The organism is Streptomyces sp. NBC_01089, assembly GCF_045162975.1.
In the GTDB taxonomy this organism is placed as follows: domain Bacteria; phylum Actinomycetota; class Actinomycetes; order Streptomycetales; family Streptomycetaceae; genus Streptomyces.
On the sequence record NZ_CP108660.1, the window covers coordinates 2,898,157 to 2,918,996 of the forward strand.

Annotated in this window: 15 protein-coding genes; 11 read left to right on the plus strand and 4 right to left on the minus strand. The window is 70.9% G+C overall.

Annotated elements, in window-relative coordinates:
• Positions 1–10: 10 nt before the first annotated feature.
• Together OG510_RS12750 and OG510_RS12755 are read right to left on the minus strand one after the other, a co-directional pair.
• On the minus strand, positions 11–379 hold the full coding sequence (locus OG510_RS12750; protein ID WP_164265645.1) for a WhiB family transcriptional regulator: 369 nt from the start codon (positions 377–379) through the stop codon (positions 11–13).
• Positions 380–473: 94 nt separating this feature from the next.
• Complete coding sequence (locus OG510_RS12755; protein WP_406136885.1) at positions 474–1,142, minus strand: DUF1707 domain-containing protein; 669 nt, start codon at positions 1,140–1,142, stop codon at positions 474–476.
• A 268-nt stretch (positions 1,143–1,410) separates the two neighbouring features.
• Between OG510_RS12755 and OG510_RS12760 the strand changes: the two genes are divergently transcribed.
• From OG510_RS12760 to OG510_RS12780, 5 genes are all read left to right on the plus strand, one after another.
• Positions 1,411–3,075, plus strand: coding sequence for a fumarate hydratase (locus tag OG510_RS12760; protein ID WP_406136886.1), 1,665 nt, complete (start codon positions 1,411–1,413; stop codon positions 3,073–3,075).
• A gap of 118 nt (positions 3,076–3,193) precedes the next feature.
• The gene (locus tag OG510_RS12765; protein ID WP_406136887.1) at positions 3,194–4,582 is read left to right on the plus strand and encodes a class II fumarate hydratase; all 1,389 of its coding nucleotides are present in this window, start codon (positions 3,194–3,196) and stop codon (positions 4,580–4,582) included.
• Positions 4,583–4,694: 112 nt separating this feature from the next.
• Entirely contained in the window at positions 4,695–5,360 is a 666-nt protein-coding gene (locus OG510_RS12770) for a DUF402 domain-containing protein (RefSeq protein ID WP_406136888.1), read from the plus strand.
• A gap of 187 nt (positions 5,361–5,547) precedes the next feature.
• Positions 5,548–7,380, plus strand: a complete 1,833-nt coding sequence (locus OG510_RS12775; RefSeq protein WP_406136889.1) for a SpoIIE family protein phosphatase — start codon at positions 5,548–5,550, stop codon at positions 7,378–7,380.
• Positions 7,381–7,584: 204 nt separating this feature from the next.
• On the plus strand, positions 7,585–9,051 hold the full coding sequence (locus OG510_RS12780) for a catalase (protein ID WP_406136890.1): 1,467 nt from the start codon (positions 7,585–7,587) through the stop codon (positions 9,049–9,051).
• A gap of 221 nt (positions 9,052–9,272) precedes the next feature.
• Here OG510_RS12780 and OG510_RS12785 read toward each other — a convergent pair whose 3' ends face one another.
• Positions 9,273–9,869 carry a TetR/AcrR family transcriptional regulator gene (locus OG510_RS12785; protein WP_406136891.1) on the minus strand — a complete coding sequence of 199 codons (597 nt, stop codon included), beginning with the start codon at positions 9,867–9,869 and terminating at the stop codon, positions 9,273–9,275.
• A 196-nt stretch (positions 9,870–10,065) separates the two neighbouring features.
• Between OG510_RS12785 and OG510_RS12790 the strand changes: the two genes are divergently transcribed.
• From OG510_RS12790 to OG510_RS12805, 4 genes are read left to right on the plus strand one after another with little or no spacing between them, the layout of a single operon-like run.
• Positions 10,066–10,701, plus strand: coding sequence for a (2Fe-2S)-binding protein (locus OG510_RS12790; RefSeq protein ID WP_406136892.1), 636 nt, complete (start codon positions 10,066–10,068; stop codon positions 10,699–10,701).
• Positions 10,698–11,690, plus strand: a complete 993-nt coding sequence (locus OG510_RS12795) for an FAD binding domain-containing protein (protein ID WP_406136893.1) — start codon at positions 10,698–10,700, stop codon at positions 11,688–11,690. Before OG510_RS12790 ends, OG510_RS12795 begins: the two co-directional genes overlap by 4 nt.
• Positions 11,687–13,861, plus strand: coding sequence for a xanthine dehydrogenase family protein molybdopterin-binding subunit (locus OG510_RS12800; protein ID WP_406136894.1), 2,175 nt, complete (start codon positions 11,687–11,689; stop codon positions 13,859–13,861). The genes OG510_RS12795 and OG510_RS12800 overlap by 4 nt, the downstream gene beginning before the upstream one ends.
• A complete protein-coding gene (locus tag OG510_RS12805; RefSeq protein ID WP_406136895.1) occupies positions 13,854–14,969 on the plus strand; it encodes an XdhC family protein in 1,116 nt (371 codons plus the stop codon). The genes OG510_RS12800 and OG510_RS12805 overlap by 8 nt, the downstream gene beginning before the upstream one ends.
• Before the next feature lie 90 nt (positions 14,970–15,059).
• Here the strand turns inward: OG510_RS12805 and OG510_RS12810 are convergent, their stop codons facing one another.
• On the minus strand, positions 15,060–17,423 hold the full coding sequence (locus OG510_RS12810) for a transglycosylase domain-containing protein (protein WP_406136896.1): 2,364 nt from the start codon (positions 17,421–17,423) through the stop codon (positions 15,060–15,062).
• 278 nt (positions 17,424–17,701) lie between these two features.
• On the opposite strand from OG510_RS12810, the gene OG510_RS12815 reads away from it, so the two are divergent.
• Positions 17,702–18,394, plus strand: a complete 693-nt coding sequence (locus OG510_RS12815; RefSeq protein ID WP_406136897.1) for an ABC transporter ATP-binding protein — start codon at positions 17,702–17,704, stop codon at positions 18,392–18,394.
• The gene (locus OG510_RS12820; RefSeq protein ID WP_406136898.1) at positions 18,391–20,715 is read left to right on the plus strand and encodes an FtsX-like permease family protein; all 2,325 of its coding nucleotides are present in this window, start codon (positions 18,391–18,393) and stop codon (positions 20,713–20,715) included. Before OG510_RS12815 ends, OG510_RS12820 begins: the two co-directional genes overlap by 4 nt.
• Positions 20,716–20,840: the final 125 nt, after the last annotated feature.

Genomic DNA, 20,840 nt, shown 5'->3' on the forward strand with positions numbered 1-20,840 from the left:
ACGTGTGCGCTCAGCCCGCCTGCGCCATGGGGTCCTGGACGGTGCTCCTGAGCTCCACCTCACGGCGCCTGCGCCGGGCGAGGACCACACGGCGCTCGGCGGCCGTCAGCCCGCCCCAGACCCCGTACGGCTCGGGCTGCACCAGTGCGTGCTCGCGGCACTCCACCAGCACAGGACAGCGGGCACAGACCCGCTTCGCCGCCTCCTCACGGGCGAGCCTGGCGGCGGTCGGCTCCTTGGACGGCGCGAAGAAGAGCCCCGCCTCGTCCCGGCGGCACACCGCCTCCGAATGCCAGGGCCCGGCCTGATCCTCCCGTGCCGGGGCACGCTGCGGTGGTACGGCAGCGACCTGCAGGGACTGATGCGGCGGATGCAGCACGGTCTACTCCTGACGACGGCTTCGCGAGCGAGAGACGATGCTGCAGTCCCTACCCGCTGTGCGCACGCCTATGCACTGAGTTCCGGCCCGCGGTCTACCCGAGGTGCTTGCGGAGCTTCTTGTCCACCATGCCGCGCAGATCCGCCACGAGCTTGCCCCGCTTCGGCTTGGCCTCGATGTTGCCGAAGACCGAGTACCCGTTCACCACCACGACCGGCGCCTCCGGGCTCTCCGATTCGATCGTGTCCACCTCGAAGTTGCCGAAGATCCCGGTGCCGCTGCCGCGCAGCGTGATGTTCTCCGGGACCCTGACCTCGACATTTCCGAAGATCGCGGTGGCGTTGATGACCGTCAGACGCTGCTCGAACAGCGCCTCGGTGAGGTCGATCTCGACATTGCCGAAGAGCGAGAAGGCGTTCGTCCTGCGGCCGATGCGCCAACGGCCCTTCCGTGTCGAGCTGGAGAAGACCGCGACCAGGTTCTCCGCGGTGACCGGGGTGTCCGGGTCATCCGCTGCCGCGTACGCGGCGGCGCCCGGGTCGGGACGGCTGCCCGTGGCAGCCGGCAGGTCCTGGACCAGCGGCTCCAGCTCGGCGAGCGTCTTCGCGCGGTAGACCGACTCGATCCGTTCGGAGTGCTCGTCGGCGTCGAGGCGCCCCTCGGCCAGGGCGTCCCTGAGGATGTCGGCGATCCGGTCGCGGTCGGCGTCGGACGCGCGGATGCCGACGGGCCGCGGCTGCTGGGGGTGCTTTTCGAGGTCCACCGGCCCAGCGTACCCAAACGCGATAGATCGCGACTAGTGCAAGGGCCTTTCCGGCTCGGCGAGTAACCGAGCAGCCGAGCAGCCGAGCAGCCGAGCAGCCGAGTAACGGAGCAACCCGGCGAAGCCCCCGCGCCACACCTCACAGGAGATAAGTCCCCGCAGAAGGTGAGTCCTACCTCACCACCGCGCTCTCCCCCGGTGGTTCTACGCTGGTGAATGCTGTGCCGATGGAGGCCAGCCCGCGTCTGCCGAGTGAGGAATGGCCGTCATGCCAGAGTTTGCGTACTCCGATCTGCTTCCTGTGGGAGCGGACACCACGCCGTACCGGCTGGTGACCGCCGATGGCGTCTCCACCTTCGAAGCCGACGGGCGTACGTTCCTCAAGGTCGAGCCCGAGGCGCTGCGTACGCTCGCCGCCGCGGCCATGCATGACATCTCGCACTATCTGCGCCCGGCCCACCTCACCCAGCTGCGCAAGATCGTCGACGACCCCGAGGCGTCGTCCAACGACAAGTTCGTCGCGCTCGACCTGCTGAAGAACGCCAACATCGCGGCCGCGGGCGTCCTTCCGATGTGCCAGGACACCGGCACCGCGATCGTCATGGGCAAGCGCGGCCAGAACGTGCTGACCGCGGGCGGTGACGAGGAGGCCCTGTCGCACGGCATCTTCGACGCGTACACCAAGCTGAACCTGCGCTACTCGCAGATGGCTCCGCTCACCATGTGGGAGGAGAAGAACACCGGCTCGAACCTGCCCGCGCAGATCGAGCTGTACGCCACCGACGGCGGCGCGTACAAGTTCCTCTTCATGGCCAAGGGCGGCGGCTCCGCCAACAAGTCGTTCCTGTACCAGGAGACCAAGGCCGTCCTCAATGAGGCGTCCATGATGAAGTTCCTGGAGGAGAAGATCCGCTCCCTGGGGACGGCCGCGTGCCCGCCGTACCACCTGGCGATCACGGTGGGCGGTACGTCGGCGGAGTTCGCCCTGAAGACCGCCAAGTACGCCTCCGCGCACTACCTGGACGAGCTGCCCACCGAGGGCTCCCCGACCGGGCACGGCTTCCGCGACACGGAGCTGGAGCAGAAGGTCTTCGAGCTGACGCAGAAGATCGGCATCGGCGCGCAGTTCGGCGGCAAGTACTTCTGCCACGACGTCCGCGTCGTACGGCTGCCCCGGCACGGCGCCTCGCTGCCCGTCGCCATCGCCGTCTCCTGCTCGGCCGACCGGCAGGCCGTCGCGAAGATCACCGCCGAGGGCGTCTTCCTGGAGCAGCTGGAGACCGACCCGGCGCGCTTCCTGCCCGACACCACGGACGAGCACCTGGAGGACGCCGACGTCGTATCCGTCGACCTGAACCGGCCGATGGACGACATCCTCGCCGAGCTGACCAAGTTCCCGGTCAAGACCCGGCTCTCGCTGACCGGGCCGCTGGTGGTGGCGCGCGACATCGCGCACGCCAAGATCAAGGAGCGGCTGGACGCGGGCGAGGGCATGCCGCAGTACCTGAAGGACCACCCGGTCTACTACGCGGGCCCCGCGAAGACCCCCGAGGGGTACGCGTCCGGCTCGTTCGGCCCGACGACCGCCGGGCGGATGGACTCGTACGTGGAGCAGTTCCAGGCCGCGGGCGGCTCCAAGGTGATGCTCGCCAAGGGCAACCGCTCGCAGCAGGTCACCGACGCCTGCGGCAGCCACGGCGGCTTCTACCTCGGCTCGATCGGCGGCCCGGCGGCGCGGCTCGCCCAGGACTGCATCAAGAAGGTCGAGGTCCTGGAGTACGAGGAGCTGGGCATGGAGGCCGTGTGGAAGATCGAGGTCGAGGACTTCCCGGCGTTCATCGTGGTGGACGACAAGGGCAATGACTTCTTCCGGGCGCCCGCCGAGTCCCCCACCATCCTCAGCATCCCGGTGCGCGCCCCCGGCCAGGCGTAGCAGCCGCGGAAGCCCCCCGATCACCCCTCACGGCCTGCCGGCGGTGAGGGGTGATCTTCTTCCCGGACCCGGGAACACCTCTCCGTCAGACGTTGCTGTCCGATAAGGAGGTACGACGATGACTGAGCAGTACCGGATCGAGCACGACTCCATGGGCGAGGTACGGGTCCCGGCCGGCGCCAAGTGGCGCGCCCAGACCCAGCGCGCCGTGGAGAACTTCCCCGTCTCGGGCCGGACCCTGGAACGGGCCCACATCGAGGCGCTGGCCCGGATCAAGGCAGCGGCCGCCAAGGTCAACGCCGGGCTCGGGGTCGTCGAAGCGGATCTCGCGCAGGCGGTGCAGGAGGCGGCGGCCGAGGTCGCCGACGGGCGGTGGGACGGCGAGTTCCCGGTGGACGTCTTCCAGACCGGGTCCGGCACCTCGTCCAACATGAACATGAACGAGGTCCTGGCCACGCTCGCCACCGAGCGGCTGGGGCGCCCGGTGCACCCCAACGACCATGTGAACGCCTCGCAGTCGTCCAACGATGTGTTCCCCTCCTCGATCCACATCGCGGCGACGGCCGCCGTCACCCGGGATCTGATCCCGGCGCTCGACCACCTGGCCGAGGCGCTGGAACGCAAGGCCGGGGAGTTCTCCGAGGTGGTCAAGTCCGGGCGTACGCATCTGATGGACGCGACTCCGGTGACCCTGGGCCAGGAGTTCGGCGGTTACGCGGCGCAGGTCAGGTACGGCGTCGAGCGGCTCAACGCCTCGCTGCCGCGCCTCGCCGAGCTGCCCCTGGGCGGTACGGCGGTGGGCACCGGCATCAACACCCCGCCGGGTTTCTCGGCTGCCGTCATCGCCGAGGTGGCCGCGGCGACGGGGCTGCCGCTGACGGAGGCCCGCAACCACTTCGAGGCGCAGGGCGCGCGGGACGGGATCGTCGAGACGTCAGGCCAGCTGCGGACCATCGGAGCCGGGCTGACGAAGATCTCCAACGATCTGCGCTGGATGGCCTCCGGCCCGCGCACCGGCCTCTCGGAGATCTCGCTGCCCGACCTGCAGCCCGGTTCGTCCATCATGCCGGGCAAGGTCAACCCGGTGATCCCGGAAGCGGTACTGATGGTGGCGGCGCAGGTCACGGGCAACGACGCGACGGTCGCCGCGGCCGGGGCCGCGGGCAACTTCGAGCTGAACGTGATGCTGCCGGTGATCGCCAAGAACGTCCTGGAGTCGGTGCGCCTGCTCGCCAACGTCTCGCGGCTGCTCGCGGACCGCACGGTCGACGGGATCACCGCCGACGCGGAGCGGGCCAGGGAGTACGCGGAGTCCTCGCCGTCGGTCGTCACCCCGCTGAACAAGTACATCGGGTACGAGGAGGCCGCGAAGGTCGCCAAGCGGGCGATCGCCGAACGCAGGACCATCCGGGAGGTCGTGCTGGACGAGGGGTATGTGGAGCGGGGCGACCTGACGGCGGAGGAACTGGACGCGGCGCTGGACGTCCTGAGCATGACGCGGCCGTGACACGCGGCGGCAGTGGTCCCGAACATGACGCGGCCGTGAACTGTGCCCCGCCGCGACGGTCCGCGTGACCCGGATCGCTGCGCTGTACCTCTCGTACTCCTAAGATCTCCGCATGACAGGTGCAGGAGGAACACAACACTGGGCGCCCGGGGACCACATTCTCTGGCGCTACCGCGGCAACGCGTCCGAGCACCTGCACATCTGCCGCCCGGTCACCGTGGTGCAGGACACCGACGAGCTGCTCGCCGTCTGGCTGGCGCCCGGTACCGAGTGTGTGAGACCGGCGCTCGCCGACGGCACCCCCGTGCACCGGGAGCCGCTGGCCACCCGCTACACCAAGCCCCGCACGGTCGTCCGTGACCGCTGGTGGGGCATGGGTGTGCTGAAGCTGGCGCGGCCCGGTGAGCCCTGGTCGGTGTGGCTGTGGTGGGACCGGGGATGGCGCTTCAAGAGCTGGTACGTGAATCTGGAGGAGCCGCAGCTGCGGTGGGCCGGCGGCGTCGACTCCGAGGATCACTTCCTGGACATCTCGGTGCTGCCCGACCGCAGTTGGCAGTGGCTGGACGAGGACGAGTTCGCCCAGGCCCAGCAGGCCGGGCTGATGGACGCGGAGCAGGCGGCGCGGGTGCGGCGGGCGGGCCGGCGAGCGGTCCGGCGGATCGAGTCCTGGGGGCCGCCGTTCGCCGACGGCTGGGAGGAGTGGCGGCCCGACCCGCGGTGGCCGGTTCCCGTCCTTCCGGACGACTGGGACCGCACGCCCGCGTACGTGCCGTCGTGAGACCCTTGATGCGCCCCCGGGGATCAAACGTAGGATCGTCCTCCGCAAGACTGCGCCCTACAACGATCCCAAGCCGCAGCTGAACTGACCGAATGTCACTACAGGGGGGTGCAGCCATGACAGCGGGTATACGACCCCTCGAAGCGGTTGCATCGCACACCTGCCTCGGACGGACGGAATCCCTCGCGTGACGGAGCACACCACCTCCCACGACGGCCGGCAGCCCACCGCTGCCCGGCCGCACGAACCCGCGCGCCCCCGGCAGCAGGACGCCGATGTGGCGGCCGCGGGTGCCATCCCCGCTCCCCCGCCCGCGCCGGCGGTCTCGCCCGGACGCAGCGAGGGCGACAGACTCCGGTTCGTGGGGGCTGCCACCCGGCGTATCGCCCGGGGCATAGACCTCGACGAGATCGTCCTCGGTCTGTGCAGGGCGACCGTGCCGACGTTCTCCGACGCGATACTCGTCTTCCTCCGCGATCCGCTGCCGGTGGGCGACGAGCGCCCGGTCGTCCCGTTCGTACTGCGGCTGCGCCGCACCGACCGGCTGCGTCTGGTGGACGAGGAGGACTCCGACGAGCCGCCGGAGCCGCTCGCGGCCCAGCTGTGCGAAGTGGCGTCCGGCGGCGCGCTCGCCGAAGTGCTCCGGGGCGTGCGCCCGGTCTTCGGGGACTCCGCCGCGGCCCGTGCCGCGCTGCCCGAACTGCTGGGGCCCGACCGGACCGTACCGAACGGGCACCGTACGATCCTCGCCCCGCTGCGGGGCAGACGCCGGGTGATCGGCGCCGCGGTCTTCGTCCGCCGCCCCGACCGGCCCGCGTTCGAGCCCAACGACCTGCTGGTAGCCGCCCAGCTGGCCACCCATACGGCCCTCGGGATCGACAAGGCGGTGCTGTACGGGCGCGAGGCGTACATCGCCGACGAGCTGCAGCGCACCATGCTGCCCGACTCGCTGCCCCAGCCGACCGGCGTCAAGCTGGCGTCCCGCTATCTGCCGGCGGCCGAGACCGCCCGGGTGGGCGGCGACTGGTACGACGCGATCCCGCTGCCCGGCAGCCGGGTGGCGCTGGTGGTGGGCGATGTGATGGGGCACTCCATGACATCGGCCGCGATCATGGGCCAGCTCAGGACGACGGCCCAGACGCTGGCGCAGCTGGACCTGCCGCCGGCCGAGGTGCTGCACCATCTGGACGAACAGGCCCAGCGGCTCGGCTCGGACCGGATGGCGACCTGCCTGTACGCCGTGTACGACCCGGTGGCGCACCGGATCACCATCGCCAACGCCGGTCACCCGCCGCCCGTCCTGCTGCATCTGGGCGGCCGTGCGGAGGTCCTGCGGGTCCCGCCGGGCGCCCCGATCGGGGTGGGCGGGGTCGACTTCGAGGCGGTCGAGCTGGACGCGCCGGCGGGCGCCACCCTGCTGCTCTACACGGACGGCCTGGTCGAGTCGCGGCTGCGGGATGTCTGGACCGGGATCGAGCAGCTGCGGGAGCGGCTGGCCGCCACCGCCGAGCTGACGGGCCCGGACCACTCGCCGCCGCTGGAGGCCCTCTGCGACGACGTGCTGGACATGCTGGGCCCCGGTGACCGGGACGACGACATCGCGCTGCTCGCGGCCCGCTTCGACGGGATCGCGCCGAGCGATGTCGCGTACTGGTTCCTCGACCCGGAGGAGCAGGCGCCGGGCCGTGCCCGTCGGCTGGTGCGCAGGGCGCTGGAGCGCTGGGGTCTTGACGAGATGTCGGACTCGGTGGAGCTGCTGGTCAGCGAGGTCGTGACCAATGCGGTGCGGTACGCGGAGCGGCCGGTGACGCTGCGGCTGCTGCGTACCGACGTACTGCGCTGCGAGGTCGGCGACGACTCCCCGCAGCTGCCCCGCCAGCGCCGGGCCCGGGACACCGACGAGGGCGGCCGCGGGCTGTTCCTGGTGAACCGGCTGACCCGGCGGTGGGGGGCGACCCGGCTCTCCACCGGCAAGGTCGTCTGGTTCGAGATCCAGGTGCCGGCCGCGACGGGCGACTAGGACCTGTCCGGCCGATCTTTGCCGGGCGGTCCCGGCCGCTGAACCCGGTGGGGCCTCCGGAAGCTCCGGAGGCCCCACCGGGTTCAGCGCTGTCCGGGCCCGTACTCCCAACGGAATCAAATGTTGCCGACCAAGTGTCGGAGATGTTCACTGGGGCACGCGGACGAAGCGACCACAACCCCCTCGAACGATGGGAAGACGCTCGTGAGCGAGGCATCCCAGAAGGCCCCCTACACCACCACCAACGCGGGAATCCCGGCCGAGAGCGACGAGCACTCGCTCACCATCGGCGCCGACGGTCCGATCCTGCTGCAGGACGCCTATCTGATCGAGAAGATGGCGCAGTTCAACCGCGAGCGGGTCCCCGAGCGGGTGGTGCACGCCAAGGGCTCCGGCGCGTACGGAACCTTCGAAGTGACCAACGACGTCAGCCAGTTCACCAAGGCCGACCTCTTCCAGCCGGGCAAGCGGACCGAGATGCTGGCCCGCTTCTCGACGGTCGCCGGCGAGATGGGCTCCCCCGACACCTGGCGCGACCCGCGTGGTTTCGCGCTCAAGTTCTATACGGAGCACGGCAATTACGACATGGTCGGCAACAACACGCCGGTCTTCTTCGTCCGTGACACGATCAAGTTCCAGGACTTCATCCGCAGCCAGAAGCGCCGCCCGGACAGCGCGCTGCGCGACAACGACATGCAGTGGGACTTCTGGACGCTCTCGCCCGAGTCCGCGCACCAGGTGACATGGCTGATGGGCGACCGGGGCATCCCCAAGACCTGGCGCAACATGAACGGCTACAGCTCGCACACCTATATGTGGGTGAACGGCGGGGGCGAGAAGTTCTGGGTGAAGTACCACTTCAAGACCGACCAGGGCATCGACTTCCTCAGCCAGGCCGACGCGGACGCGATGGCCGGGTGCGACACGGACTACCACCGCAGGGACCTCTTCGAGTCGATCAAGTCGGGGAACGCCCCCTCGTGGACGCTCAAGGTCCAGGTGATGCCGTTCGACGACGCCCCCGACTACCGCTTCAACCCGTTCGACCTCACCAAGGTGTGGCCGCACAGCGACTACCCGCTGATCGACGTCGGCCGGATGACGCTCGACAAGAACCCGCCCGACCACTTCGTCCACATCGAGCAGGCGTCCTTCGAGCCGTCGAACATGGTGCCCGGCATCGGCCCATCGCCGGACAAGATGCTACTCGGCCGGCTGTTCTCGTATCCGGACACGCACCGCTACCGGATCGGGCCGAACTACATGCAGCTGCCGCCCAACAGGCCGCGCTCGCCCGTCAACTCGTACGCGAAGGACGGGCCCATGCGGTACGAGCCGTCCACGGCGTCCAGGCCGTACGCCCCCAACTCGTACGGCGGCCCGGCGGCCGACACCGCCCGCTACGGCGAGCCCGCGGGCTGGCAGACAGCGGCGGGCGAGATGGTCCGTGAGGCGTACACACTGCACAGCGAGGACGACGACTGGGGACAGGCGGGCACGATGGTGCGCCAGGTACTCAACGACGAGCAGCGCACACGGCTCGTCGACAATGTCGTCGGCCATCTGGCGCAGGGCGTCTCGGCTCCGGTCCTCGACCGGGCGCTGGAGTACTGGCGCAACATCGACCGGGCGACCGGCGACCGGATCGCGGCGAAGGCCAAACCGGCCTGAGGACGCCGGCCCATGAGGTGGAGCCGACCGGCTCCGGTGTGCTGTGGACGGTGGGTGACAGCAGGCCGGAGCCGTTTGCGTGCCCTCGGGCCGCCCCTGCGGTCAGGACGCCCGCCGGGGCCGGGACCGCCCTCCCGTCAGGATGCCCGCCGGGGCCGGGGGCCGGGACCGCCCTCCCGTCAGGGTGCCCGCCGGGGCCGGGGGCCGGGACCGCCCTCCCGTCAGGATGCCCGCCGGGGCCCGTCCGGCGCCCCCGACCGCAGCCCGTCCATCACCAGGTTCAGCAGTCTGTCGGCGCGGGGCTGCCAGTCGCCGTGCGGGTCGATCATCCACAGGCCGGCGATCGCCAGCATGAAGTCGTCCGCGGTCACGCCGGGGCGGATGGTCCCCGCCCGTTCGTTCGCGGTGAGCAGCAGCGTGACCGCCTCGGTCAGCGGGCCGTGCGCGAGGCTCTTCATGGTGCCGCGGGCCGCCGTCGCCTCGCGCAGCGCCTCGGCGAGGCCCGCCTTGGCCATCGCGTACCGCGCGAGGCGGTCCATCCACTCGCGCAGCGCCAGCTGCGGCGGCCGGGTGCACAGCAGCTGTCCCGCGGCCTCCGCGACGTGCTCCACCTCGTACCGGTACACCTCAAGGACCAGCGCCTCCCGGCTGGGGAAGTTCCGGTAGAACGTGCCCTGCCCGACGCACGCCTTCCGCGCGATGGTGCTCAGCGGGGTGTCCGCCGCGTGTGTCAGCTCGGCCAGCGCCACTTCGAGGATGCGCTCACGGTTGCGCTGTGCGTCCGAGCGCAGCGCCGCCTGCTTTCCGGGGTGTCGCACTCGTCCTCCTCCGGTCGTGACGCGGAATCATCCTTGCTGGGCGGACAGTTGTCCACTACGGTCGGGACCTTGGAACGGACAGCTGTCCGTTTCGCCTTCACCACCCTGGCGGCGGACACGGTCCGCCGGTCCCGGCGCCCCTCCCGCATACGGCGCCGATTCTCCTCGCCACAGGATCCCGAAAGAAGGCCCCCTCATGGCCCCAGCGGGCATGTCCACCTCCAGTGCGGTCACGCTGCACATCAACGGAGACAAGTACACCCTGCCCGTCGATCACCGCACCACACTGCTCGACGCCCTGCGCGAGCGGCTCGATCTGACCGGCACGAAGAAAGGCTGCGACCAGGGACAGTGCGGCGCCTGCACGGTGCTGGTCGACGGGCGCAGGACCGTCTCCTGTCTGCAGTTCGCGGTCGCGGCCGAAGGCCGCGAGATCACCACCATCGAGGGTGTCGCGGACGGTCACTCGCCGGACGGACTGCACCCCGTCCAGCAGGCGTTCGTGGAACTCGACGGGTACCAGTGCGGCTACTGCACCCCCGGGCAGATCTGTTCGGCCCTCGGCGTCCTGGAGGAGCACGCGGCCGGCTGGCCGAGCGCCGTGACCGATGACGTACGGCCGGAGGCCGGGCCGCCCCCGCTGACTCCGGAGGAGATCGCGGAACGGATGAGCGGCAATCTGTGCCGGTGCGGCGCCTATGTGTCGATCGTGCGGGCGGTCGCCCGGGCGGCCGAGCAGTCGGCCGCACGGGCATATGCACAGCCGTCCGCACAGCCATCCACCCGGCCGGGCACCCAGCCGGCCGGCGGAGTGAAGGAGCAGGTCGCGTGAGGGAGTTCGAGTACCAGCGGGCGCACGACGTACCGGGCGCGGTGGCCGTGCTCGGCGCCGACCCCGAGGCACGGTTCCTCGGCGGCGGCACGAACCTGGTCGACCTGATGAAGGCCGGCGTCGAGCGGCCCGCGCGCCTCGTCGACGTACGGGAGCTGCCCCTGGACCTGGTCGAGCGGACCGCCGACGGCGGCCTGCGCATCGGGGCCACCGTCACCAACAGCGACCTCGCCGCGCACCCCGAAGTCCGCCGCAACTACCCGGCGTTGACCCAGGCCGTGCTGGCCGGGGCGTCCGGCCAGCTGCGCAATATGGCGACCGTCGGCGGGAATCTGCTGCAGCGCACCCGCTGCGGCTACTTCACCGATGTGAGCAAGCCCTGCAACAAGCGGGTGCCGGGCAGTGGCTGCCCCGCGGTCGGAGGCGAGCACCACAACGCCGCGATCCTCGGCGCGAGTGACCACTGTGTGGCCGTGCACCCGTCCGACATGGGCGTCGCGCTCACCGCCTTCGACGCCGTGGTGGAGTACGAGACCGCCGACGGTGCCGGGCAGCTGCCGCTCGGCGACTTCTACCGGCCGGTCGGCGACACTCCGCATCTGGAGACCGCGCTGCCCGCGGGCGCCCTCATCACCGCCGTCACGCTGCCGCCCGCGCCGGTCGCCGCCCGCTCCCGCTACCGCAAGGTGCGCGAGCGCGCCTCGTACGCCTTCGCCATCGGATCGGTGGCCGCCGCGCTCGAGGTACGCGACGGGGTCGTGCACGACGTACGGATCGCCCTCGGGGCGGTCGCGTCGCGGCCGTGGCGGGCCGGGGCCGCCGAACGGGAACTGCTGGGCAGGCCCGCGGACGGCGCGTCGTTCGCCGCCGCGGCCGACGCCGAGCTGGCGGCCGCGTCACCGCTGCCGCACAACGCGTACAAGGTGCCACTGATGCGCAATCTCGTCGTGGCGCTCCTCACCGAGCTGGAACAGGAGGCGCGCCGATGACTACGGTCCCTACGGTGCCCACAGTGCGCACAGCACCCACAGCGCCCACGGCGCCCGTCACGCCGAGGCCGGACGCGGTCGGTGTCTCCCACACCCGTATCGAGGGCATCGAGAAGGTCACCGGCGCCGCCCGCTACGCGAGCGAGGTCCCCTTCACCGAACTCGCCCACGGCTGGCTGGTGCTGTCGACCGTGGCCCGCGGCCGGATCCGCTCGATCGGCGAGGACGCGGTGCGCGCCATGCCCGGCGTGCTCACCGTCCTGCACCACCGCGCCGCGCCACGGGTGCGGGACGACGTCGTCGGGGCGCTCGGCCGCCCCGACCCGATCGTCGAGGTCTTCCAGCACGACCGGATACCGCACGCCGGGTGGCCCGTCGCGCTGGTCGTCGCCGAGACGTCGGAGCAGGCGCGCGAGGCCGCCGAGGCGCTCGTCGTCGAGTACGACGAGGAGCCGCACGACGTCGGCTTCCACGCGGACAAGGACGGCGTCTACACCCCGCAGGACGCGGAGAGCACCAAGGGCGACCTGGACGCCGAACTCGCCGCTTCCGCGGTGGTCCTGGACGCCAGGTACACGACACCCGAGCAGCACCACTGCGCCATGGAGCCCCATGCCGTGACGGTGCGCTGGCACGACGGACGGCTGGAGGTCCACGACTCCAACCAGGGCAGCAAGTGGCTCGCCGACGACCTCGCCCAGCTGTTCTCGCTCGACCAGTCCGCCGTGCACGTACGCTCCGAGCACGTCGGCGGCGCCTTCGGCTCGAAGGGGCTGCGCTCGCACCACGTCGCCGCCGCGATGGCCGCGACGGAGCTGCACCGTCCGGTCCGGGTGGCCCTGACCAGGCGCCAGGTGTTCGCGATCACCGGATACCGCAGCCCCACCACCCAGCGGGTGCGGCTGGGAGCCGACGAGGACGGGCGGCTGCGCGCGTTCGCGCACGACAACCAGTCGCTCACATCGAACCTGCGTGAGTTCGTCGAGAGCAGCGCCGCGTACGGACGGGTCATGTACGACGCCGTCGCGCACCACACCGTCAACCGCGTCGTGCCCGTCGATGTCGCCACCCCCACCTGGATGCGGGCGCCCGGCGAGGCGCCCGGCTCGTTCGCGGTGGAGTCGGCGCTGGACGAGCTCGCCGAGCGCCTCGGTATGGACCCGATCGCGCTGCGCGCCCGTAACGAGCCGGCGTTCGGCCCGGTGTCCGGGCTGCCGTTCAGCAGCCGTAACCTGCTCGCCTGCTTCGACGAGGGCGCCCGGCGATTCGGCTGGGCCGGCCGTGACCCCCGTCCGCGCGTACGCCGCGAGGGCCGCTGGCTGCTGGGGACCGGTGTCGCCGCCTCCACCTATCAGGCGGGCGCGGTCCCCTCGACGGCCTCGGTCACCGCGGAGCCCGACGGCACCTTCACCGTCCGTATCACCGCGGCCGACGTCGGCACCGGCGCACGGACCGCCCTGACCCTCATCGCCGCCGACGCGCTCGACGTGACCCCAGGACAGGTCCATGTCCGCATCGCCGACAGCGACTTCGGGCCCGCCTGGGTCGCCGGCGGTTCGATGGGCACCCGCTCCTGGGGCTGGGCCGTCATGTCCGCGGCGCGTGAGCTGCGCGAGCGCCTGGCGCTGACCGGCGGGGAGATCCCGGAGGACGGTCTCATGGCCCACGCCGACACCGGCGCGCTCATCGCCGCGCTCGCCCAGAAGGAACGGCACTCGTTCGGGGCGCAGTTCGCCGAGGCCGCCGTCGACGTGACCACCGGCGAGGTACGGGTGCGGCGGCTGCTCGGCGTCTTCGCGGCCGGCCGCATCATCAACCCGCTGACCGCGCGCAGCCAGCTGGTGGGCGGTATGACGTGGGGGCTGTCCATGGCGCTGCACGAGGAGGCGGTACGCGACCAGGCGTCCGGCGGGCACGTCGGCGCGGACTTCGCGGGCTACCACTTCGCCGCGAACGCCGATGTGCCGGCCATCGAGGCCGACTGGGTCGACGACCCGGACCCGGACGACCCGGTGGGCATCAAGGGCCTCGGCGAGATCGGCATCGTCGGCACGGCGGCCGCCATCGCCAACGCGGTGTGGCACGCCACCGGTGTGCGCCACCGCGATCTGCCGATCCGGCCCGACCGCGTGATCACCGCGGAGGCCCGGCGAGAAGAGCGGCATGCTTGATCTGGCCGCCGAGCTGAGCGAATGGGCCGGGCAGGGCAGGGAGTTCGCCGTCGCCACCGTCGTATCGGTGACCGGCAGCGCACCCCGCCCGCCCGGCTCGTCCCTCGCCGTCGACGCCGCGGGACAGGTCATCGGCTCGGTCTCCGGCGGCTGTGTCGAGGGCGCGGTGTACGAGCTGTGCGTCGAGGCGCTGCACGACGGGACGGCGCGCCGTGAGCGGTTCGGGTACAGCGACGACGACGCGTTCGCCGTCGGGCTGACCTGCGGCGGGACGGTGGAGGTGCACGTCGTTCCGGTACGGGCCGACGCGCCGTGCCGTACGGCGGTGGAGACGGCGCTTGCGGTCGCGGCGCGCGGCGAAGCGGTGGCGCTGGCCCGGGTACTCGACGGGCCGGGACAGACCGCCGCCAACGGCGGGGTACTGATGGTGCGGCCCGACGGTACGGCCGATGGCGCGCTCGGCTCGGCCGACGACTCCGGGCTCGCCGCGCAGGCCCGGGCGCTGCTCGACCTCGGGCGGACCGGGACGTGTGCGGTGCCGGAGAGTTCGGCGCGGTGCGGTGGTGACGTCACCCTGTTCGTGGAGTCGTCGGTGCCGCCCGCGCGGATGATCGTGTTCGGGGCGGTGGACTTCGCGGCCGCGCTGGTGCGGGTGGGCAAACTGCTCGGCTTCCATGTGACCCTCTGCGACGCCCGCGGGGTGTTCGCGACGCCGGCCAGGTTCCCCGATGCGGACGAGGTGGTGGTCGAGTGGCCGGACCGCTATCTGCGCGACACCGTCACCGACGAGCGCACGGTGCTGTGTGTGCTCACGCACGACTCCAAGTTCGATGTGCCGCTGCTGGAGGTCGCCCTGCGGCTGCCGGTCGCGTACGTCGGCGCGATGGGCTCGCGCCGCACCCATGAGGACCGGCTCAGCAAGCTGCGGGAGGCCGGGGTCGGCGAGCGGGACCTGGCGCGGCTGCGCTCCCCGATCGGCCTGGACACCGGCGGGCGTACGTCGGAGGAGACGGCCGTCTCCATCGGTGCGGAGATCGTCGCCGTGCTCCGGGGCGGCAGCGGGGTGCCGCTGAGCGGTGGCAGGGGGCCGATCCACGGGGCGGCGTAGCGGACAGAGAGACCGAACAGGGAGACGGAGCAGGACCGGCCGGGCCGGTCCTGCTCCGTCTCCCTGTTCGGTCCTGCTCCGTCGTCGGTCCTACCAGCCGCCCAGCGTCCCGTTCGAGGTGCCGTTGCTGGTGCCGTTCGACGTACCGGAGTCCGTGTTGCCGCCGGTCGTCGGGTCACCGCCGCCCCCGGTCGATGACGTACCGCTGTTCGTACCGCCGTCGGTCGCCGGGTCGCCGCCGCCTCCGGTGGACGAGGCGCCGTTGTTCGTGCCGGTCCCGGAATCCGTACCGCCCGTGTCCGGACCGCTGTGGGACGGGTCGGGGCTGCCCGACGGCGGCGGTGCGTGGGACGACGGCGGCGGGGTCGACGGACTGGGCGGCGGGGTCGACGGGGACGGCGGCGGCGTGGACGGGGACGGCGGCGCGGTCGGCTGGACCGCCGCACCCTGGTCGGTGTCCAGGCTGAACTTGCTCGGCTTCAGGTCGAGACCGAAGGTGTACGCCGCCCAGATCTCGGCGGGGAAACCACCACCGTTGACCCGGGTGCCGCTGCCCGCAGCGCCACTGATGGTGACCTGGGCGCCCGCCTGGATCTTCTTGCCGTCCTCCACGCGTGGCTTGGCCGCCTCACCGAAGAGGCCGACCGATGTCACCAGGTTCGGGGTGTAGCCGGTGAACCAGGCGGACTTGTTGTTGTCCGACGTACCGGTCTTGCCCGCGACCTGCTGCGCCTTGTTCTTGACGACCGCACCGGTGCCCTCGTCGACCACGCCCGTCAGGACCGAGGTCACCGCGTCCGCCGTCTGCGGACTGATCACCTGGTCGCCGATCGCCTTCTGCGGCTTGAACGGCTCCCGGTTGGGGTGGGTGGCCGACTTCACGATGGTCGGGGTGACCTTCTTGCCGTGGTTGTCGAAGGTCGCGTAGATCCCGGCCATCTCCATCGGGCTCGCGCCGTAGGAGCCCAGTGTCATCGCGGGCACCGCCTGCGCGTTCTTCAGGGAACTCATGCCGAGGTCGACGCCGAGCTTCCTGACCTTGTCGAGGCCGACATCGACACCCATCTGAGCGAACACCGAGTTGACGGAGTTGTTCATGGCCGTCTGGACGGTGATCGGGCCGTAGTTCTGGTTGTCCTCGTTGGGCGGCGCGAAGCCGACCTTGTTGCCGTTGGCGTCCACCACCGGGCGGCGGCTGTCACCGTCGTAGATGGTGTTCGCCTGGATCGGCAGGTTCTTCTGCGTCTTGGCGCCGGACTCCAGGGCCGCCGCCAGGATCAGCGGCTTGAAGGTGGAGGCGGGCTGGTAGTCGACGCGCTTGGCGTTGCTGTACTCGTGCTTGAGGTAGTCCTGGCCGCCGTAGAGCGCCTCGACCGCGCCCGTGTGCGGATTGACCGAGACAGCGCCCGCCTGGATGTCGGCGTCGACCACGTTCTGCTTCGGGTGCAGCTTGTCGGTCAGCTGCTTCCTGAGCGTCTTCTCCAGCTCGGCCTGCTTCTTCGGGTCGATGCTGAGCGTGACCGTCCAGCCGCCGGCGTCGATCTGCGCCTCGGAGATGCCCTGGGCCTCCAACTCCTGGTTGGCGGCCTTGACCAGGTATCCGGTCTCGCCCTTCAGCCCCTTGTCGGGCCTGGGCTTCTGCGGGATCTGGAACTTCTGCTCGGCGCGCTTGCCCGGGTCGAGCCACTTCTTCTCGACCATGTTGTTCAGCGTGTACGCCCAGCGCTCCTGGACCAGCTTCTTGCCCTCGGCCGTCGCGGACGACCAGTCGTACTGGCTCGGCGCCTGGAGCAGCGAGGCGAGGTACGCGCCCTGGCTCACGTTCAGCTTCCTGGCGTCGATCCCGTAGTACGCCTGGGACGCGGCCTGGATACCGAACGCGCCCCGGCCGTAGTAGCTGGTGTTGATGTACCCGGCGAGGATCTTCTCCTTGGAGAACTTCCGGTCGATCTTGAGGGAGACCACCAGCTCCTTGAGCTTCCTGGTCACCGTCTGGTCGGAGCTGAGGTAGTAGTTCTTGACGTACTGCTGGGTGATCGTCGAGCCACCCTGCTTCCGGCCCTGGACGGTGTTGTAGAGCCCTCGGGCGGTGCCCTTGAAGTCGACTCCGTGGTCCTGGTAGAAGGTCTTGTTCTCGGCGGCGACGAAGGCGTGCTGAACGTCGAGCGGGACCTGCGCGAGGTCGACCTTCTCCCGGTTCACCTTGCCCGTACGGGCGATCACCTTGCCGTTGCTGAGCTTGTAGACGTTGCTCTGCAGCTCGGCGTCGGCGTTCGCCGTCGGCACCGGCACATAGAGATAGAACGCGACGAACGCGCCCATCACCAGCAGGCAGAACACGAAGAAGCCGCCCAGGACCTTCTTCCAGGTGAAGAAGCGGCGTATCCCGCTCTTCGTGGATTTGGCCCGGCGCGCCCCGCGCTGCCGGGCTCGTCGATCGTCCGCACGGCCCATCGCTCTGTGACTCCGCCTTCTCTCACCCAGACCAGCTGTCGAAAGCTAACACCGCTTCCTGAGCACCTTTGGACAGGGAGTGCCCCAATGGGCCCTTTCCGCACGTGACAATCAGCACCTGTGTCATAGGGAACCGACGATCAGAAGGCCCGCAAGGTTGCCACATCGGGCCGATCTCCCTTGCGAGTTGACCGGATAACCCCGGATTGCCCTGATTTTTTGGCACTATGCACCCCCGGTATACACAGCAGGTATACGTAGTGCGTATAGTCCTGGCCATGCCACCCCACCCTGCGTTGCTCAGCGCAACCGATCTTCACAAGGTCTACGGATCGACTCCCGCCCTGGACGGCGCGGACTTCGCCATCGCGCCCGGCGAGATCGTCGCGGTGATGGGCCCCTCCGGGTCCGGCAAGTCGACGCTGCTGCACTGCCTGGCCGGGATAGTGAGCCCGGACTCCGGGACCGTGCGGTACGCGGACCACGACCTGACCGCGATGAACGACGTGGGCCGCAGCGCCCTGCGCCGTACGGACTTCGGTTTCGTCTTCCAGTTCGGCCAGCTCGTCCCGGAGCTGACCTGCGTCCAGAACGTCGCACTGCCGCTGCGGCTGAACGGCGTGAAGCGCAAGGACGCCGAGCTCACGGCCCGCGCGTGGATGGAGCGCCTGGAGGTCGCCGAGCTGGGGCACAAGCGCCCCGGCGAGGTCTCCGGCGGACAGGGCCAGCGCGTCGCCATCGCCCGCTCCCTGGTCACCGGCCCGCGCGTGCTCTTCGCCGACGAGCCGACCGGCGCACTCGACTCCCTCAACGGCGAGCGCGTGATGGAACTGTTCACCGAGGCGGCCCGCTCCACCGACGCCGCCGTCGTCCTCGTCACCCACGAGGCCAGGGTCGCCGCCTACTCGGACCGTGAGGTCGTCGTACGCGACGGCAAGTCCCGCGACCGCTTCGCGCAGTACACGGCATGAGCAGGACCGGCGACCTCGCCCTGGGGGTCCGGTTCGCGGTGACCGGCGGCCGGGAGACCTGGGTGCGCACCACGCTCACCGCCGTCGGGGTGGCGCTCGGGGTGGCCCTGCTCCTCGCCGCGTCCTCGCTGCCGAACGCGGTGAGCACCCAGTCGGCGCGCGAGCACGCCCGCACCCTGTCGGCACCCACGAAGCCGGTCCCGCGCGGTGACACGACACTGCTGTACGGGCACGCCGAGAGCGAGTACCACGGCGAGGCCCTGAACGGCTATCTGCTGCGCGCCGACGGCGGCCACCCGATCCTCCCGCCCGGTACCGCCGCCATCCCCGCCCCCGGCACGATGCTGGTCTCGCCCGCTCTCAAGGACCTGCTGGACTCGGGCGACGGCAAACTGCTGCGCGAGCGCCTCCCGTACCGGATCACCGGCACCATCGGCCGTTCCGGGCTGAGCGATCCGGGCGAGCTGTACTACTACGCGGGCAGCTCCACCCTCACGACGCACACCGGGGCCCACCGGATCGCGCACTTCGGCGGCGGACCGCTGAGCCCGCCGCTCTCCCCCCAGCTCGTCGTGCTCACCATCCTGGGCTGCGTCGTCCTGCTCACCCCGGTGGCCATCTTCATCGCGACGGCGGTGCGCTTCGGCGGCGACCGCCGTGACCGCAGGCTCGCCTCGCTGCGGCTGGTCGGCGCGGACGTCCGGATGACCCGGCGGATCGCGGCGGGCGAGGCGTTCACCGGGGCCGTCATCGGGGTGCTGCTCGGCTGGGTGGTCTTCCTGGCGGGCCGGCAGTTCATCGGCGGTGTCCGGCTCTGGAAGATGTCCGCCTTCCCGTCCGACCTGGCCCCGATGCCCGCGCTCGCGGCGCTGATCTCGCTCGCGGTACCGGTGTCGGCGGTCTTCGTCACGCTGCTCGCGATGCGGTCGGTGACCGTGGAGCCGCTCGGTGTCGCCCGGCAGGGCGCCACCCGGCGCCGCCGTTTCTGGTGGCGGCCGGTCATGCCGGTCCTCGGTCTCGGGGTGCTGCTGACCGCGGGCCGGATCACCGGCGCGGACGCCTCCGTCAATCCGTACCCGATCACGGTCGGCGCCCTGCTGGTGCTGGCCGGGCTGACCACGCTGCTGCCCTGGGTGGTCGAGGCGGTCGTCGCCCGGCTGCGGGGCGGCCCCGTCCCGTTCCAGCTGGCCACCCGCAGGCTCCAGTTGAGCAGCGGATCGGCGGCCCGCGCGGTCAGCGGCATCACGGTCGCCGTCGCCGGAGCGGTCGCGCTCCAGATGTACTTCGCCGGTCTGCACGACGACTTCAACAAGACCACGGACCAGGACCCGCAACGCGCCCAGATGCACATCGACGCGAGCTATCCCAGCGCCGTGCGGGCCCGGCAGATGATCCGCGCCTTCCGGGACACCCAGGGCGTCGAAGCGGTCATCGGCACCATCGAGTCCTACGCCGACAAGCCGGGCGGCGACCCCGACCCGAACGCGATGGGCCCCTGGCCCACCACCATCGTCACCGTCGGCGACTGTCCGACCCTGCGCGAGCTGGCCCGCCTGCCGTCCTGCACGGACGGCGACACCTTCGTCGCCCACGTCGAGGGGCAGCGGGAGATGAACGACTGGGTCGACAAGACCGTACGGCCGGGCGGCAAGCTCAACGTGGGCCGCGACGACAAGCCGGTCCTGTGGACGCTCCCGAAGGACTCCCCCACCGTGCTCGCACGCCCCGACCCGATGGGCGAGAAGCGCAACGGCATCCTCGTCACACCGTCCGCGATCAGCGCCGACCGGCTCCCGGAAGCCGAGACGCGCGCCCTGGTCAAGGTCGACCACTCGGTGCCGGACGCCGCGGAGTACGTACGGAACACCGCGGCCCGCATCGACCCGGTCATGCGCGTGTGGGACCTCACGGTGGTCGACCGCGACAAGAGTTACGCGAGCATCGAGAACGGGCTGCTCGCGGGCGCGGCCGCGACCATGGCCCTGATCGCCGCCTCCATGCTGGTCTCCCAGGTGGAGCAGTTGCGCGAGCGCAGGAAACTGCTGTCGGTCCTGGTGGCCTTCGGCACCCGCCGCCCCACCCTGGGCTGGTCGGTGCTCTGGCAGACCGCGATCCCGGTGGTGCTCGGCCTGGCGCTCGCCGTCGCCGGCGGTCTCGGGCTCGGCTTCGCGCTGCTGCGGCTGATCGGCAAGTCCGTGACGGACTGGTGGGGTTTCGTCCCGCTGGCCGGTGCCGGGGGCGCGCTGATCCTGCTCGTCACACTGCTGAGCCTTCCTCCGCTGTGGCGCCTGATGCGCCCCGACGGCCTCCGTACCGAATAGGACCCGCACCGACCAAGAGCCGTACCGAATAAGACCCGTACCGGATCAACCCCGTACCGGACAAGACCCGCACCGAAGCTCTGCACCCGTACCGAAGACTCCGTACCGCAGAAGAAAGGCCATCC